General features: G+C 64.4%; 20 protein-coding genes and 1 pseudogene. 19 read left to right on the forward strand and 2 right to left on the reverse strand.

Annotated elements, in window-relative coordinates:
* The first annotated feature begins 1 nt into the window (after window position 1).
* The 13 genes and pseudogenes from rplX to secY all read left to right on the forward strand — a co-directional run bounded on the left by rplX (window position 2) and on the right by secY (window position 7,503).
* Window positions 2-358: a 50S ribosomal protein L24 gene (gene rplX / locus C489_RS09325; RefSeq protein ID WP_006430979.1), complete on the forward strand. Its 357-nt coding sequence runs from the start codon at window positions 2-4 to the stop codon at window positions 356-358.
* The gene (locus C489_RS09330) at window positions 355-1,101 is read left to right on the forward strand and encodes a 30S ribosomal protein S4e (protein ID WP_006430980.1); all 747 of its coding nucleotides are present in this window, start codon (window positions 355-357) and stop codon (window positions 1,099-1,101) included. Before rplX ends, C489_RS09330 begins: the two co-directional genes overlap by 4 nt.
* The gene (locus C489_RS09335; RefSeq protein WP_049890758.1) at window positions 1,094-1,639 is read left to right on the forward strand and encodes a 50S ribosomal protein L5; all 546 of its coding nucleotides are present in this window, start codon (window positions 1,094-1,096) and stop codon (window positions 1,637-1,639) included. The genes C489_RS09330 and C489_RS09335 overlap by 8 nt, the downstream gene beginning before the upstream one ends.
* A complete protein-coding gene (locus C489_RS09340; protein WP_006430983.1) occupies window positions 1,632-1,817 on the forward strand; it encodes a 30S ribosomal protein S14 in 186 nt (61 codons plus the stop codon). Before C489_RS09335 ends, C489_RS09340 begins: the two co-directional genes overlap by 8 nt.
* A 1-nt stretch (window position 1,818) precedes the next feature.
* Window positions 1,819-2,211, forward strand: a complete 393-nt coding sequence (locus C489_RS09345; protein ID WP_006430984.1) for a 30S ribosomal protein S8 — start codon at window positions 1,819-1,821, stop codon at window positions 2,209-2,211.
* A gap of 2 nt (window positions 2,212-2,213) precedes the next feature.
* On the forward strand, window positions 2,214-2,747 hold the full coding sequence (locus tag C489_RS09350) for a 50S ribosomal protein L6 (RefSeq protein ID WP_006430985.1): 534 nt from the start codon (window positions 2,214-2,216) through the stop codon (window positions 2,745-2,747).
* Between the two features lie 3 nt (window positions 2,748-2,750).
* Window positions 2,751-3,473 carry a 50S ribosomal protein L32e gene (locus tag C489_RS09355; RefSeq protein WP_006430986.1) on the forward strand — a complete coding sequence of 241 codons (723 nt, stop codon included), beginning with the start codon at window positions 2,751-2,753 and terminating at the stop codon, window positions 3,471-3,473.
* Entirely contained in the window at window positions 3,466-3,915 is a 450-nt protein-coding gene (locus C489_RS09360; protein ID WP_006430987.1) for a 50S ribosomal protein L19e, read from the forward strand. Before C489_RS09355 ends, C489_RS09360 begins: the two co-directional genes overlap by 8 nt.
* Window positions 3,915-4,463 carry a 50S ribosomal protein L18 gene (locus C489_RS09365; RefSeq protein ID WP_006430988.1) on the forward strand — a complete coding sequence of 183 codons (549 nt, stop codon included), beginning with the start codon at window positions 3,915-3,917 and terminating at the stop codon, window positions 4,461-4,463. The genes C489_RS09360 and C489_RS09365 overlap by 1 nt, the downstream gene beginning before the upstream one ends.
* The gene (locus C489_RS09370) at window positions 4,460-5,116 is read left to right on the forward strand and encodes a 30S ribosomal protein S5 (protein ID WP_006430989.1); all 657 of its coding nucleotides are present in this window, start codon (window positions 4,460-4,462) and stop codon (window positions 5,114-5,116) included. Before C489_RS09365 ends, C489_RS09370 begins: the two co-directional genes overlap by 4 nt.
* Window positions 5,116-5,583, forward strand: coding sequence for a 50S ribosomal protein L30 (locus C489_RS09375; RefSeq protein WP_006430990.1), 468 nt, complete (start codon window positions 5,116-5,118; stop codon window positions 5,581-5,583). Before C489_RS09370 ends, C489_RS09375 begins: the two co-directional genes overlap by 1 nt.
* Window positions 5,584-5,585: 2 nt before the next feature.
* On the forward strand, window positions 5,586-6,065 hold the full coding sequence (locus C489_RS09380; protein WP_006430991.1) for an uL15m family ribosomal protein: 480 nt from the start codon (window positions 5,586-5,588) through the stop codon (window positions 6,063-6,065).
* 3 nt (window positions 6,066-6,068) lie between these two features.
* A pseudogene (gene secY / locus C489_RS09385) lies at window positions 6,069-7,503 on the forward strand (preprotein translocase subunit SecY).
* Between the two features lie 80 nt (window positions 7,504-7,583).
* On the opposite strand, the gene C489_RS22135 reads toward secY, so the two are convergent.
* Window positions 7,584-7,745 carry a hypothetical protein gene (locus tag C489_RS22135; RefSeq protein WP_006430993.1) on the reverse strand — a complete coding sequence of 54 codons (162 nt, stop codon included), beginning with the start codon at window positions 7,743-7,745 and terminating at the stop codon, window positions 7,584-7,586.
* 209 nt (window positions 7,746-7,954) lie between these two features.
* On the opposite strand from C489_RS22135, the gene C489_RS09390 reads away from it, so the two are divergent.
* The 3 genes from C489_RS09390 to C489_RS21560 all read left to right on the forward strand — a co-directional run bounded on the left by C489_RS09390 (window position 7,955) and on the right by C489_RS21560 (window position 9,305).
* Window positions 7,955-8,515 carry a uracil-DNA glycosylase gene (locus C489_RS09390; RefSeq protein WP_006430994.1) on the forward strand — a complete coding sequence of 187 codons (561 nt, stop codon included), beginning with the start codon at window positions 7,955-7,957 and terminating at the stop codon, window positions 8,513-8,515.
* 92 nt (window positions 8,516-8,607) lie between these two features.
* Window positions 8,608-9,168, forward strand: a complete 561-nt coding sequence (locus C489_RS09395; protein ID WP_006430995.1) for a hypothetical protein — start codon at window positions 8,608-8,610, stop codon at window positions 9,166-9,168.
* On the forward strand, window positions 9,114-9,305 hold the full coding sequence (locus C489_RS21560) for a hypothetical protein (protein ID WP_152423139.1): 192 nt from the start codon (window positions 9,114-9,116) through the stop codon (window positions 9,303-9,305). The genes C489_RS09395 and C489_RS21560 overlap by 55 nt, the downstream gene beginning before the upstream one ends.
* A gap of 122 nt (window positions 9,306-9,427) precedes the next feature.
* Here C489_RS21560 and C489_RS09400 read toward each other — a convergent pair whose 3' ends face one another.
* Window positions 9,428-9,694, reverse strand: coding sequence for a cytochrome C oxidase subunit IV family protein (locus C489_RS09400; RefSeq protein WP_006430996.1), 267 nt, complete (start codon window positions 9,692-9,694; stop codon window positions 9,428-9,430).
* A 108-nt stretch (window positions 9,695-9,802) separates the two neighbouring features.
* Between C489_RS09400 and C489_RS09405 the strand changes: the two genes are divergently transcribed.
* From C489_RS09405 to C489_RS09415, 3 genes are all read left to right on the forward strand, one after another.
* Window positions 9,803-11,206, forward strand: coding sequence for a hypothetical protein (locus C489_RS09405; RefSeq protein WP_049890760.1), 1,404 nt, complete (start codon window positions 9,803-9,805; stop codon window positions 11,204-11,206).
* Window positions 11,207-11,279: 73 nt separating this feature from the next.
* The gene (locus tag C489_RS09410) at window positions 11,280-11,567 is read left to right on the forward strand and encodes a DUF7410 domain-containing protein (protein WP_006431002.1); all 288 of its coding nucleotides are present in this window, start codon (window positions 11,280-11,282) and stop codon (window positions 11,565-11,567) included.
* 103 nt (window positions 11,568-11,670) lie between these two features.
* Window positions 11,671-13,335, forward strand: coding sequence for a S8 family serine peptidase (locus C489_RS09415; RefSeq protein WP_006431003.1), 1,665 nt, complete (start codon window positions 11,671-11,673; stop codon window positions 13,333-13,335).
* Window positions 13,336-13,447: the final 112 nt, after the last annotated feature.

Raw genomic sequence — 13,447 nt, forward strand, 5'->3', positions numbered from 1 at the left:
TATGACTGAACAACCACACAAACAGCGAATCCAGACGGAACGCGCGCCGCTGCACCAGCGACAGAAGCAGCTGCACGCGACGCTGTCCGACGAGCTCCGTGAGGAGTACGACACCCGTCGAACCCGCGTCAACGCGGGCGACACGGTCGAGGTCATGCGTGGCGACCACGCCGGCGAAGAAGCCGAGGTCATCCGCGCGATCCTCGAGGATGGAACCATCCACGTCGAGGACGTGACCGTCGAGACGGCTGACGGCGAGGAAGTGCCGCGGCCGCTCGACCCGTCGAACGTCCGCATCACGGACCTCGACCTCGAGGACGAGCGTCGCGAGGCGCGTCTCGAAGGTGATAGCGAATGACGAAACACCAGAAACGACTATCGGTACCGAAGTCCTGGCCGGTCGAGCGAAAGACCGAGACCTTCACGGTCAAGGCCGACGCCGGTCCCCACGGCGAAGACGGCGTGCCGCTCGTCGTCCTCCTGCGGGACGTGCTCGGCTACGTGGACTCGCGGAAGGAAGCACGGTACGCCCTCTCCGAGGACTCGATCCTCATCAACGGCGACGCGATCAACGACGAACAGCGCCCGATCGGCATGTTCGACATCGTCGCGTTCCCCGAGCGAGGGGAGTACTACCGCGTCTTCCCCGACGAGGGCGGTCGGCTCGCGCTGACCGAGATCGACGAGGATGCGGCCCAGAGCCGCCTCGGCAAGATCACGGGCAAACAGCAAGTGTCGGGCGGCGACACCCAGCTGACGCTCCACGACGGGACGAACGTCATCGTCGACGACGACTACAGTCCGAAGGACTCGATCGTCATCGACAACGACGACAAGTCCGTCGTCGCACACTTCCCCTACGAGGAAGGCGCACTCGTGACGGCCGTCCGTGGCAACCACGGCGGCAAGGTCGGCGAGATCGACGCGATCGACGTTACCCCGGGCAGCGGCTCGAACAGCGTCGGCGTCTCGACCGACGACGGCGGCTTCGAAACCGTCGAAGAGTACGTCGTCGTCATCGACGAGAACTTCACCGGTGACGACTCGTCGTCGAGTGACGCGAACGGTGGAACCGTGAGCGCGGGTGATGACGATGAGTAGTGAAAGCGAGCCCAGCGGCGACTTCCACGAGATGCGCGAACCGCGCGTCGAGAAGGTCGTCGTCCACATGGGCGTCGGTCAAGGTGGCCGCGAACTCGGCAAAGCCGAGGACATCATCGAGGCAGTCACGGGTCAGGAAAGCGTCCGGACCCAGGCGAAGCGAACCGAACCGGACTTCGGTATTCGTCAGGGCGACCCGATCGGCGCGAAGGTCACTCTTCGCGACGAGGACGCCTACGAGTTCCTCGAGAAGTCGCTCCCGCTGACGGATATCTCGGCGAAGCAGTTCGACGACACGGGGAACTTCAGCTTCGGTGTCGAGGAACACACCGACTTCCCCAGCCAGGAGTACGACCCGAACGTCGGGATTTACGGGCTGGACGTCACCGTTAACCTGGTTCGTCCGGGCTACCGCATCGCCAAGCGCGATAAGGCCACCCGTTCGATCCCCTCGAAGCACCGACTGACCCCCGAGGACGCCATCGGCTTCCTCGAGGCCAACTTCGACGTGAGCGTGGAGGGCACGGACGATGAGTGAAAGCGAGACAGAAGAAAACGACCGCACGGGCGAGCACGCGGCAAAGCGAACGGGGCAGGCCGAGTCCTGCCAGCGCTGTGGCCGCGAGCAGGGACTTGTCGGGAAGTACGACATCAATCTCTGCCGGCAGTGCTTCCGCGAGATCGCCCGCGACATGGGATTCAGGAAGTACCGATAATATGACCGGGAACGATCCACTCAGCAACGCGCTCTCGGGACTCGATAACGCCGAGAGTGTGGGTCATCTTACCCACGAGGTAACGCCCGCTTCGAACGAGATCGGCAGCGTACTCGAGGTCTTCTACGACCGCGGGTACATCGACGGCTTCGAGTACGTCGACGACGGCAAAGCCGGTCAGTTCGAGGTCGAACTGAAAGGAGCGATCAACGAGTGCGGCCCCATCAAGCCCCGCTACGCTGCTGGCGCTGAAGACTTCGAGAAGTGGGAGAAGCGCTATCTCCCCGCTCGAGACTTCGGAGCCCTCGTCGTCACGACGAGCAGTGGCATCATGAGCCACTACGAAGCGCGCGACCAGGGTATTGGGGGCCAGGTGATCGCATACGTCTACTAATCATGCGAGTCGAACTGGAAATCCCCGAGAACGTATCCGTCGAGGTCGACCGTTTCGATGTGACCGTCGAGGGCCCGGAGGGCGCTGTTACGCGCCGTCTCTGGTACCCCGATGTGACCGTCGAAACCGACGACGACCAGGTGGTAATCGAGAGCGGTGCCGAGGACGCGAAGACGAATTCGACCGTCGGCACCTTCGAGAGCCACATCACTAACGCCTTCCACGGCGTGACCGAGGGCTGGGAGTACGAGATGGAAGTCTTCTACTCTCACTTCCCGATGCAGGTCCGCGTGGACGGCGACGATGTCGTCATCGAGAACTTCCTCGGCGAAAAGGCACCGCGACGAACGACTATCCACGGTGAGACTGAGGTTACCGTCGACGAGGAGCAGATCGTCCTCTCCGGCCCCAGCAAGGACGATGTCGGCCAGACGGCGGCCGACATCGAGCAGTTGACGAAAGTCAGCGGCAAGGACACCCGCGTCTTCCAGGACGGGGTCTATATCACCACCAAGCCCGCGAAAGGAGGTGCCTGATAGATGGCAGACGATCAATCGGACGACCCACAGGAACTCGAAGACATCAGCGGCGTCGGCGCGAGCAAGGCAGACGCGCTGCGCGATGCCGGCTTCGAGACCATTCAGGACGTCAAGGAAGCGGACCAGGACGACCTGGCCGAAGCCGAAGGCGTCGGGAACGCACTCGCCGCTCGTATCAAGGCCGACGTCGGTGACCTCGAGGTCACCGAGGAGACCGAGGCCGAAATCGAAGACGAAGGCGTCGACGAAGACGCGGAACCCGACGAAGACGTCGAAACCGAACTGCAGCCCCGCGGGCTGACCGAGAAGACGCCCGACCTCTCCGAAGAGGAGGAGCGACTCCTCAACCGACGGAAAAGCGAGGGCAAGCCGCAGTTCAACCGACAGGACTACCACAAGAAAAAGCGGACGCCCGAATCCTGGCGACGACCCCGCGGCCAGCTGTCAAAGCAGCGCCGCGGCGTCAAGGGCAAAGGGCCGAAAGTCCAGGCCGGCTTCCGAACGCCGAAAGCCGTCCGCGGCAAACACCCCAGCGGCTTCGAAGAGGTCTACGTCGAGAACACGGACGATCTCGAGGGCGTCGACGGCTCTCGAGAGGCGGTCCGAATCTCGTCCTCGGTCGGCGCGCGCAAGCGCGAACGCATCGAGGAGCTCGCCGAAGAGCAGGACGTTCGCGTCCTGAACCCAACCTACGAGGAAGTCGAGGTGGAATCCAATGACTGATCTGACCGCACAGAAGCGACTGGCAGCCGATGTCTTAGACGTCGGTCAGAACCGCGTCTGGCTCGATCCCGACGCCCAAGGCGATATCGCCGAAGCGATCACCCGCGACGAGATCCGTGAACTCGTTGAGGATGGTCGCATTCAGGCCGCCGACGCGAAGGGCAACTCTCGTGGCCGCGCCCGCGAACGGAACGCCAAGCGCGCCTACGGCCACCAGAACGGCCAGGGCAAGCGCCGCGGCAAGAAGGGCGCACGCCAAGACGAGAAAGACGAGTGGCAGAACAAGATTCGCGCACAGCGACGGAAGCTGCGCGAACTCCGCGACAAGGGCGAGCTGACGCCCACGCAGTACCGCGAGCTCTACAAGAAGGCTGGCGGCGGGGAGTTCCGTAGCGTCCGGTACCTGTTGAACTACATCGACGAAAACTACGGTGACCAATAATGGCGACAGGACCACGATACAAAGTGCCGATGCGGCGTCGCCGTGAGGTCCGGACGGACTACCACCAGAGGTTGCGCCTGCTGAAATCGGGGAAGCCCCGCCTGGTTGCTCGCAAGAGCAACAAGCACACTACGGCGCAGCTGATCACTCCCGGACCTCAGGGAGACGAGACGCTCGCGAGCGCACATTCGAGCGATCTGGCGGAGTACGGCTGGGACGCACCCACGAGCAACATTTCCGCGGCGTATCTGACCGGCCTGCTGGCCGGCCAACGAGCCGTCGAGGCAGGTCTCGAGGAAGCGGTCCTCGACATCGGTCTCAACACGGCCACGCCCGGCAACAAGGTGTTCGCGGTACAGGAAGGCGCAATCGACGCCGGCCTCGAGATCCCGCACAACGACAGCGTGCTCGCGGACTGGTCGCGCACCCGCGGCGAGCACATCGCCGAGTACGCAGAACAGCTCGATGAGCCGCTGTACAGCGGTGACTTCGACGCGACAGACCTCCCCGAACACTTCGACGAGGTACGAGAGGCGATTCTCGAATGAGTGGAAACAACTACAACGACAGCGGATGGGAACCCGTCACCCGTCTCGGTCGGAAGGTCCAAGAGGGCGAAATCGAGGACATGGAGACCGCCCTCAACTCGGGACTTCCGCTGAAGGAACCCGAACTCGTCGACCAGCTCCTTCCCGGACTGGAAGACGAAGTGCTGGACATCAACATGGTCCAGCGGATGACCGACTCCGGACGACGCGTGAAGTTCCGATGCGTCGTCGCCGTCGGTGACCGAAACGGATTCATCGGCTACGCCGAAGGCCGCGACGATCAGGTCGGGTCCGCCATCCAGAAGGCGATCGGTATCGCGAAGCTGAACATGATCCAGGTCCCCCGCGGTTCGGGGTCCTGGGAGGACCGCTCGGACCGGCCACACTCGCTGACCCGACGGACGACCGGCAAAGCCGGCTCCGTCGAAGTCGAGCTCATCCCCGCCCCCGAAGGGCTGGGGCTGGCTGCGAGTGACACCGTCCGTCACGTCCTCGAACTGGCCGGGATCGAAAACGCCTGGACCAAGAGCCACGGCAACACCCGAACGACGGTAAACCTGGCTAAGGCGACCTACAACGCACTCGAGAACGCCTCGCAGTCGCGCCATCCGCAGCGACGGCCGGACCGAGAGCGAGCTGAGGTGAGCGAGTGATGAAGGCAATCGTTCAGATCCGCGGCGAAGTGAATCGACAGGAAGACGTCCAAGACACCCTGTCGATGCTCAACATCCACAACGTCAACCACTGCACGCTCGTCCCCGAGACCGACGCCTACGAGGGGATGATCGCGAAGGTCAACGACTACGTCGCCGTCGGCGAGCCCGACGCCGAGGTACTCGAGACCCTGCTCGCGAAGCGAGCCGAGCCCCTCGAGGGCACGCAGTCGGATGTCGACGAGGAGTGGCTTGCCGACAACACGGCCTACGACGGCTTCGGCGATCTCGCCGAGGCGCTCCTCTCCGAGGAGACGACACTTCGTGACGAGGGACTGTCACCGACGCTTCGACTTCACCCACCGCGGGGGGGTCACGAGGGTATCAAAAAGCCGACCGTTGAGGGCGGCCAACTCGGAAAGCATACAACAGGGGAGATCAACGACCTCCTAGAATCGATGCGATAACCATGACGAGCAAAAAACGACGCCAGCGCGGATCGCGAACCCACAGCGGCGGTTCCCACAAGAACCGACGCGGTGCGGGCCACCGTGGTGGCCGCGGCCGTGCCGGGCGCAGCAAACACGAGTTCCACAACTACGAACCGAAGGGCAAACACGGCTTCAAGCGACCCCACGACATCCGCGAGGATGTCGCGGAGATCGACGTCCAGAAGCTAGACGAGGACGCGATCCTCTACGTCGCTGATGACCTCGCCGAGGAGACCGACGGCGGCTATCGACTCGACGCACGCGATATCGTCGAGGACGGCCACGAGGTCGACACGGTCAAGGTACTCGGCTCCGGACAGGTCCGGAACACGCTCGAGATAACGGCGGACGCGTTCTCCGATGCCGCTCGCGAGAAACTCGAGGCTGCCGGCGGCGAGGCAGTCGTCTCGGAGCGAGGCCAGGAGGACGACGACGACGACGACCAGGACGAGGAATAACATATGGGATGGAAGGAAGCCGCTGAACCGGTCCTAACGCGGATGCCAGCAGTGCGCCGTCCGGAGGGGCACGTCCCCTTCAAGCGGAAGCTGATGTGGACGGCGGGCATCCTCATGTTGTACTTCTTCCTGACGAACATCACGCTGTTCGGTCTGCAGTCCGGTCAGGCGACCGACCTCTTCGGCGAGTTCCGTGCGATCCTCGCCGGTTCTCAGGGGTCGGTGTTGCAGGTCGGTATCGGACCGATCGTCACCGCGAGCATCNGCTCAGAGATGTGTATAAGAGACAGACCAAGTCCTCTATCAGGGCCTCCAGAAGCTGCTGGTCGTCGCGATGGTGATTCTGACCGGGCTCCCGATGGTGTTCGCCGGCGGCTTCCTGCCAGCCCAGCAGTCGTTGCAACTCGGCGGGTTCGCGCTCGATCAGACGGGCGTCCAGTTGCTGATGTTCGCCCAGATCTTCGTTGGCGGTGTCCTCATCCTCTACATGGACGAGGTCGTCAGCAAGTGGGGCGTCGGCAGCGGGATCGGCCTGTTCATTATCGCCGGCGTGAGCCAGCGACTGGTCACCGGACTCGTCCAGCCCTCTCAGGGAGGGTTCTTCTTCGACTGGTACCGCATTCTGACGGGGCAAGTCGAAGTCGGCTCGCTCATCTCGACGAGCGGTCTGCAAACGCTGCTGATCAACGAGGGCCACATCATCGCCCTGCTGACGACCGTGCTGATCTTCGGGATCGTCGTCTACGCGGAATCTGTCCGCGTCGAGATCCCGCTGAGCCACGCGCGGGTCAAGGGTGCTCGCGGTCGCTTCCCCGTGAAGCTCATCTACGCGAGCGTCCTGCCGATGATCCTCGTTCGCGCTGTGCAGGCGAACGTCCAGTTCATGGGCCAGATCATGAACAGCCAGTGGGCCGGCATGCCCAGCTGGCTCGGGACCTACTCACAGCAGGGCCAGCCAACCGGCGGGTTCTTCTACTACGTGGCCCCGATCTACTCGCCCGATGACTGGATGTGGTTCAGTGCGAACGTCGCTCAGGAGTGGTGGCAAGTGATGATCCGGATCGGCATCGACGTCACCTTCATGGTCGTCGGTGGCGCGATCTTCGCCATCTTCTGGGTCGAGACCACCGATATGGGCCCCGAATCGACGGCAAAGCAGATCCAGAACTCCGGGATGCAGATCCCCGGCTTCCGACAGAACGTCGGCGTCATCGAGAAAGTCATGGAGCGGTACATTCCGCAAGTGACCGTCATCGGCGGCGCACTGGTCGGTCTGCTGGCCGTCTGGGCAAACATGCTCGGCACCATCGGCGGTGTGAGCGGAACTGGCCTGCTGCTGGCCGTCTCCATCACGTACAAGCTCTACGAGGAGATCGCCGAGGAGCAGATGATGGAAATGCATCCGATGATGCGCCAGATGTTCGGCGGCGGCGAATAACGGCCATCTGCCATCTCGGTTCTTTTCCGTTCGCTGTCTCATGAGCGACTGCAGTCGCCACCGAAGTCGGCGACTTACGTTCAGTCCGAAACCGATCGTACTTCGGCCCGCTCGCGGACGGCCGCGAGCCGGCGAGCGACTTCGCGTTGGGTGTGGGAGCCGACGAGATGATCCTCGAGCGTTCGATCGAGGGCGAGGGTTTCCCGGCAGATCGGACACTCGACCGGCGGCGTGAATGGCATATCCGCTCTCTCTGCCCGCTCAAGGGAAACCGTTACCGGGTGCATGTGCGTGGTTCGACTCGAGAACGGATCAGTGAGACTGGTCGTCGATATCCTGGACAGTACATCGCGACGGGTTCGGCGTTGGCTCTCGATACGTCGACTAGACCGACTGTCTCGTAGAACAAGCAGCAAAAGGGTGTTTCCCGCGACCGTTGTAGCGCCACACGATGACCGACCAGCCAGCGACCGACTGGGAGTTCGAGACAGTATTCGCGGACGCACTCGAGGCGGTCCCGGACGACCAGTTCGATCCCGAGCGGTTCGTCCCCGGCGTCGGGCCGGTGTCGGCGGACGTGATGCTCGTCGGCGAGGCACCCGGTGGCCAGGAAGTCACACAGGGCGAGCCGTTCGTCGGCCAAGCCGGTTCGCAACTGGATCGGGCCCTCGAGTCGATCGGGGCCGATCGGCGGGACTGCTACGTGACCAACCTCGTCAAGGTGCGCCCGCCGGAGAACCGCGATCCGCACGTCGACGAGATCGAGGCGTGGTGGCCGGTGCTGAACGCCGAAATCGAACGCGTCGATCCGACCGTCCTCGTGCCGATGGGGAGTTTCGCGACGGCCGAGATCCTCGACACCGACGAGACGATCACCGACCTGCACGGTGAGGAGTTCGAAGACGACGGACGGATCGTCGTCCCGTCGTTCCATCCGGCGGCGGCGCTGTACGACCGGAGCAAGGTCGACGCCATCGAATCGGATCTATCGGCGGCCCTCGAGTTGGCGTAGCACCGCCATCGGTCCCGTTTCGATCCTCGCCGGTATCGATCCCGGTCCGTGCAGGCAGGGACGGGTTCCCGATCACTGGACTAGCCCCAGGTATGAGTCCGACCTTTACCGACGACGAGATCGGCAAGCCCGTCGAGAGCGCGGACGGTGAAACGCTCGGAACCGTCGCCACTGTCGACGGGGAGACCGCACACATCGATCCGGAGCCGGAGCTGACGGATTCGATCAAAGCCGTCCTCGACTGGGAGCCCGCATCCGGCGATATCGTGCCGCTCGAGGGCGATGCCGTCGACGAGATCACCGACGACGCCGTCCTGATCGGCGCGGCGTTTTCGGCCGAGAGCGTCGAACCGGACGACGGATCCGCAGCCGAGGCGGATGACGGCCGTTCGGACGAACGGGGCGACGGCGCAGAGCCGCGGGTGAGCGGCGATTCGGTCGCCGGGCCGGAATCGGTGATTGACGCGGGGGCGGCAACTGACGTTGCCCGAACGGACCGCGATGCCGACGCCGGCAGACCCGAGGAGTCGGAATCGATCGTGGACAACGAGTACTACGACACCGTCGAGGGCGGGGCACGCGTCGATCCGACAGGGAGATGGACGAGACCGAGGAACCGGCGACGAAGGGGACTGAATCGTCGGAGCGGGTAGCGCGATCGGAGGAGACGGAGCCGAGCGAGGAGCGAACGGCTCGCGATGTCGATGTCGATCCGGACGACGTGACCGACGGTGATCCGGAAGCCGAGATACGCACTGCGGAGGATGTCGGCGACCGAACGGACTCGTGAGGCGGAGTGAGAGCCCTCGACGACGGAAGTCCGCGTAGTAGTCGAAGCAACGAAGACGAGATCGAGAAAGACGGCGAGAGAACGCTTGATTCGATCCGAAAGGGTCGGCGTTGACGAGAGCCCTACTGGATCGAGTACCCTGCGGCGAGGGTCAGCAGGAACACCATGAACACCGCGGTGAGCATCAGGTAGGTGATCGACCGGGGCTCGTCTTTCAGGTGCTGGAAGTAGCCGGCGATCAGTGAGACCTTGATGACCGCGAGAATCATCGTCCCGCCGACTGCCATCTGATAGTTGAAGATCTCGGGGAAGTGGAAGAAGACGAACTTCCCTGTCGCCAACAGTAACAGTGCCACGTAGATCAGACTGTACGTCCGAATGCTCGCCATTAGTGGGGAATGTGGGTGACGGATACTTATACCTTCCTCATACGACTTCCGTCGGCCGATCGGCGGCGAAGCGACACGTAGATGGACCCCCGGAACGAAACGCCGACAATGAGTGGACGGTCGGCTCTCGCTCGCCGAACCGGTATCGTTCTCGCGCTCGCGCTCGTCGCCCTCGCCGCCGGAGCCGGTCTCGCCGCCGCGAGCAACGTCGCGTCCGGCCTCGCCGGCGGCGGCAGCGACGTCAGCGTCCCGACGTGGCTCTATCTCGCGACCGGCGGCGGTGCCGTCGGTGCCTCGGCGCTGTTGACGATGCTCGTCACCGACCGCGGGATCATCGGCACCTACCACGACCGCGCGCTCGAGGCCTCCGTCGACCGGCTGCTGGCCGCCGGCTCGCTCCTGTTCGGCGCGATCGGGCTCCTCGGCCTCGCGCTCATCTTCGCCGCCGGCGTCGCCGGGCCGAACATCGGACTGGTTAGTGCGACTGTCTTGGTAACCTTCGTCGGCGGGCGCGCACTGCTGACGATCGCTACCTACACCGTCGGGAACCCGTGGCCGGCGCTCAATCCGTGGCGACGGATCGCATCGGCGCTGCCCAACGGCTACGAGGAGTATCCGTCGGCCTACAAATCCTGGCCCGCCGTGGTGGCGCTGCTAACCTTCGTCTGGCTCGAGGTCGTCGCCCCCCTGACATCGTCGCCGCGGGCGCTGTTGGCCATCCTCGTCATGTACTCGCTGTTTACGATCTCGAGTGCGGTCGTGTTTTCGCCGGAGACGTGGTTCCAACGCGGCGACCCCCTCTCGCTGTGGTTCCGGCTCTACGGGGCCGTCGCCCCGATTCAGCGGACCGACGACGGGTTCGAGCTCCGGTATCCGGGATCGCGGTTGGGCGAGACAGATCTCGTCACCGACAGCTCGCTCGTGGCCTTCGTACTCGCGTTGGTCTGGGAACTGACCTACAGCGGCTTTATCGTCACGCCGATCGGCGTCCGGACCATCGAGGCGCTGGTCGGGATCGGACTGCCACCCGTACTCGTCTACCTGCTCTTGCTCGTCGGCGGCTTCGCCCTGTTTTGGAAGGTGTATTGGATCGCCATCGACCGGACCCGAGAGCGAGCCGAGACGTACCTCTCCCGCGAGTACCTCGGGTTGAGACTCGCCGCGCCGCTGCTCGCCATCGCGGCCGGCTATCACCTCGCACACTACGTCGGCTTCGGGCTCTCGCTGTCGCCGGCGCTGTTCGACGCCCTCGCGATGCCGTTGGACCCGCCGCCGAACCCGACTCGGTACGCGCTGCCGGGCTGGTTCGGCTACGTCGAGATCGCGGGTATCCTGCTCGGGCACGTCCTCGCAGTGTGGGTCGCACACACCGTCTCGTTCGACCTGTTCCCCGGAAAACTCCAGGCGATCAGGAGCCAGTTCCCGCTCATCGTCGTCATGGTCTTCTTTACGATGGTGAGCCTGTATCTCGTCTCGCAGGGAACGATGGATCCGCCGTACGTTCCGAGCTAACCTGCCGCCAGCCCGCCGCGGCTCGAGCCCTAACCGGCAAACACTTCCTCGCGCCGCCATAACGGTCGACCGAATGCCGATCGATCGAACGCTCAAGCGAGAGTACGAGGTTCCCGCGGACGAAACTCCCGAGGCGACCTGTCCGTACTGCGGACAGCCGTTCCGAGCCGAGCGATACGCGACCTTTCACATCGGCGTCGACCACCCCGAAGAGCGTTCCGAGGCCGAACGGGACGCCTTCGACGAGGAACGCGACGACGAGGAGTACGACCTCTTTACGTTCCACTTCAAGGCGGCCATCTCGGTCTTCCTCGTCTATTTCCTGTTTACGTTCATTTACGCGCTGGTCTGGGCAGGGTAGTCGACGCTCGAGCGGGGAAGTCAGCCATCGCGACGGAAGCGAGGCCCCCGAGTAGTTGGGTCTCCAGAATCTCTTTATTCGGTGACTACCCAGTGACCGTATCATGGCGTCCGATCGCTTCGGTCCGGTATCCCTCTCTGTCCTCGCAGTCGTCGCTGCTCTCTTGTTCGCGTCCGTTCTCGCACCCGTCGCGCTCGGCGCGGAAGCGGGGGTCGACGCCGAGTCACAGTCGACTACTGCCGACGATTCGATCGTGATCGACGAGGACCTTCCCGAAAATGGGACGACCGTCGACGTCGTCGTTCGACTCGAGGAGGCGACCGTCCCCGAGACGGCCACCGATGGCGCGGCGGAACGACGGTTCGAGACCCATGCTGAGACGACGCAGGATCCGCTCCTCGACTACGTTCGGAAGACTGAGGGGGTCTCCATCGAAGAGACGTTCTGGCTGACGAACGCCGTGCTGATCACCGTCGACACGAGCGAGGTCGAGTACGAGACGTTCGAGCGATTCGACGCGGTCGAGGCGGTCCACGAGAACTTCGCGGTGACCGTTCCCGACCCGCCGACCCGCGCAAACGCGACGGCGTCGGCGACGGCATCGTCCCCCACGGCGGCCGAACGACGAACGACCAACGGACTTGCACAACTGAACGCGTCCCCCGTCTGGGACGCCTACGACGCGCGGGGCGAGGGCGTCCGCGTCGCAGTCCTCGATACTGGGATCGATGTCGATCATCCCGACCTCGAGCTCGCGACCGACGATCCGTCCGATCCGACGTATCCCGGCGGCTGGGCGGAGTTCAACGCGACCGGCCAGCGCGTCGCGGGGTCGACGCCACACGATACGGGCACGCACGGGACGCACGTCAGCGGGACCGTCGCGGGCGGGGCGACGACCGGCACCGCGATCGGCGTCGCCCCCGAGGTGGAGCTGCTTCACGGGCTCGTTCTGAGCGACACGAGTGGCTCGTTCGCCCAGATTGTCGCCGGGATGGAATGGGCCGTGCGGGAAGACGCCGACGTGATCAACCTGAGCCTCGGCGCGACGGGAAAACACTCGCAGTTCATCGATCCGGTCCGAAACGCGCGAGAGAGCGGTGCGATCGTCGTCGCGGCGATCGGGAACGAGGGGGCTGAAACGTCCGGCTCTCCCGGGAACGTCTACGAGTCAGTCAGCGTGGGCGCAGTCGACCGGAACGGTGCCGTGCCCACGTTCTCCGGCGGACAGCGAGTCAACCGGACCGAATGGGCACGGGCACCGGACGACTGGGCGGCACCCCCGTCGTACGTCGTTCCCGATGTCGTCGCGCCCGGCGTCGCGATCACGAGCGCCGTCCCGGACGGCGGGTACGAATCGATGCCGGGAACGTCGATGGCGACGCCGCACGTCTCCGGAACGGCCGCGCTCTTGCTGTCGATCGAACCCGACGCGACGCCCGAGGAGATCGAGGCGGTGCTCACGGAAACGGCCCGGGTGCCGGAGGGCTACACGACCGACAGTGAGACGGCCGGAGTCGACGGTGACCTGGTGGATACCCGCTACGGGTACGGCATCGTCGACGCGAGCGCTGCCGCCGACGCGCTCGTCGCTGCCCGCACCAGTATCGAACCCGTGACGGCGGACGAGCCGACCGACGATCCATCTGCGAGTACCGACCTCGGGCCGCCGTCGAGTCCCGTACTCGTCGGGAGCGTCGTCGTCGTTGCCGTCGGCCTCGGCGTGGCTCTTCTCGCTACGCGTCGGGGCCGGCACGGCGGTCGCTAACTGAACCGCGTTCTCCGTCGGGCTTCGAAAGCCCGCGTTCCGCCTCGAGCGACAGTTCCTGTGATAGCAGCTGCCTGTTCGGCGTCCCTCTCAAAGCGTGCCTTCCGATTGG

This window comes from Natrinema versiforme JCM 10478, assembly GCF_000337195.1.
Taxonomy (GTDB): domain Archaea; phylum Halobacteriota; class Halobacteria; order Halobacteriales; family Natrialbaceae; genus Natrinema; species Natrinema versiforme.

What these genes read in the sequence shown, in the direction of transcription:
- rplX (WP_006430979.1), top strand. Translation starts at nt 2, where the DNA reads ATGACTGAACAACCACACAAACAGCGAATCCAGACGGAACGCGCGCCG.
- C489_RS09330 (WP_006430980.1), top strand. Translation starts at nt 355, where the DNA reads ATGACGAAACACCAGAAACGACTATCGGTACCGAAGTCCTGGCCGGTC.
- C489_RS09335 (WP_049890758.1), top strand. Translation starts at nt 1,094, where the DNA reads ATGAGTAGTGAAAGCGAGCCCAGCGGCGACTTCCACGAGATGCGCGAA.
- C489_RS09340 (WP_006430983.1), top strand. Translation starts at nt 1,632, where the DNA reads ATGAGTGAAAGCGAGACAGAAGAAAACGACCGCACGGGCGAGCACGCG.
- C489_RS09345 (WP_006430984.1), top strand. Translation starts at nt 1,819, where the DNA reads ATGACCGGGAACGATCCACTCAGCAACGCGCTCTCGGGACTCGATAAC.
- C489_RS09350 (WP_006430985.1), top strand. Translation starts at nt 2,214, where the DNA reads ATGCGAGTCGAACTGGAAATCCCCGAGAACGTATCCGTCGAGGTCGAC.
- C489_RS09355 (WP_006430986.1), top strand. Translation starts at nt 2,751, where the DNA reads ATGGCAGACGATCAATCGGACGACCCACAGGAACTCGAAGACATCAGC.
- C489_RS09360 (WP_006430987.1), top strand. Translation starts at nt 3,466, where the DNA reads ATGACTGATCTGACCGCACAGAAGCGACTGGCAGCCGATGTCTTAGAC.
- C489_RS09365 (WP_006430988.1), top strand. Translation starts at nt 3,915, where the DNA reads ATGGCGACAGGACCACGATACAAAGTGCCGATGCGGCGTCGCCGTGAG.
- C489_RS09370 (WP_006430989.1), top strand. Translation starts at nt 4,460, where the DNA reads ATGAGTGGAAACAACTACAACGACAGCGGATGGGAACCCGTCACCCGT.
- C489_RS09375 (WP_006430990.1), top strand. Translation starts at nt 5,116, where the DNA reads ATGAAGGCAATCGTTCAGATCCGCGGCGAAGTGAATCGACAGGAAGAC.
- C489_RS09380 (WP_006430991.1), top strand. Translation starts at nt 5,586, where the DNA reads ATGACGAGCAAAAAACGACGCCAGCGCGGATCGCGAACCCACAGCGGC.
- C489_RS22135 (WP_006430993.1), bottom strand. Translation starts at nt 7,745, where the DNA reads ATGCCATTCACGCCGCCGGTCGAGTGTCCGATCTGCCGGGAAACCCTC.
- C489_RS09390 (WP_006430994.1), top strand. Translation starts at nt 7,955, where the DNA reads ATGACCGACCAGCCAGCGACCGACTGGGAGTTCGAGACAGTATTCGCG.
- C489_RS09395 (WP_006430995.1), top strand. Translation starts at nt 8,608, where the DNA reads ATGAGTCCGACCTTTACCGACGACGAGATCGGCAAGCCCGTCGAGAGC.
- C489_RS21560 (WP_152423139.1), top strand. Translation starts at nt 9,114, where the DNA reads ATGGACGAGACCGAGGAACCGGCGACGAAGGGGACTGAATCGTCGGAG.
- C489_RS09400 (WP_006430996.1), bottom strand. Translation starts at nt 9,694, where the DNA reads ATGGCGAGCATTCGGACGTACAGTCTGATCTACGTGGCACTGTTACTG.
- C489_RS09405 (WP_049890760.1), top strand. Translation starts at nt 9,803, where the DNA reads ATGAGTGGACGGTCGGCTCTCGCTCGCCGAACCGGTATCGTTCTCGCG.
- C489_RS09410 (WP_006431002.1), top strand. Translation starts at nt 11,280, where the DNA reads ATGCCGATCGATCGAACGCTCAAGCGAGAGTACGAGGTTCCCGCGGAC.
- C489_RS09415 (WP_006431003.1), top strand. Translation starts at nt 11,671, where the DNA reads ATGGCGTCCGATCGCTTCGGTCCGGTATCCCTCTCTGTCCTCGCAGTC.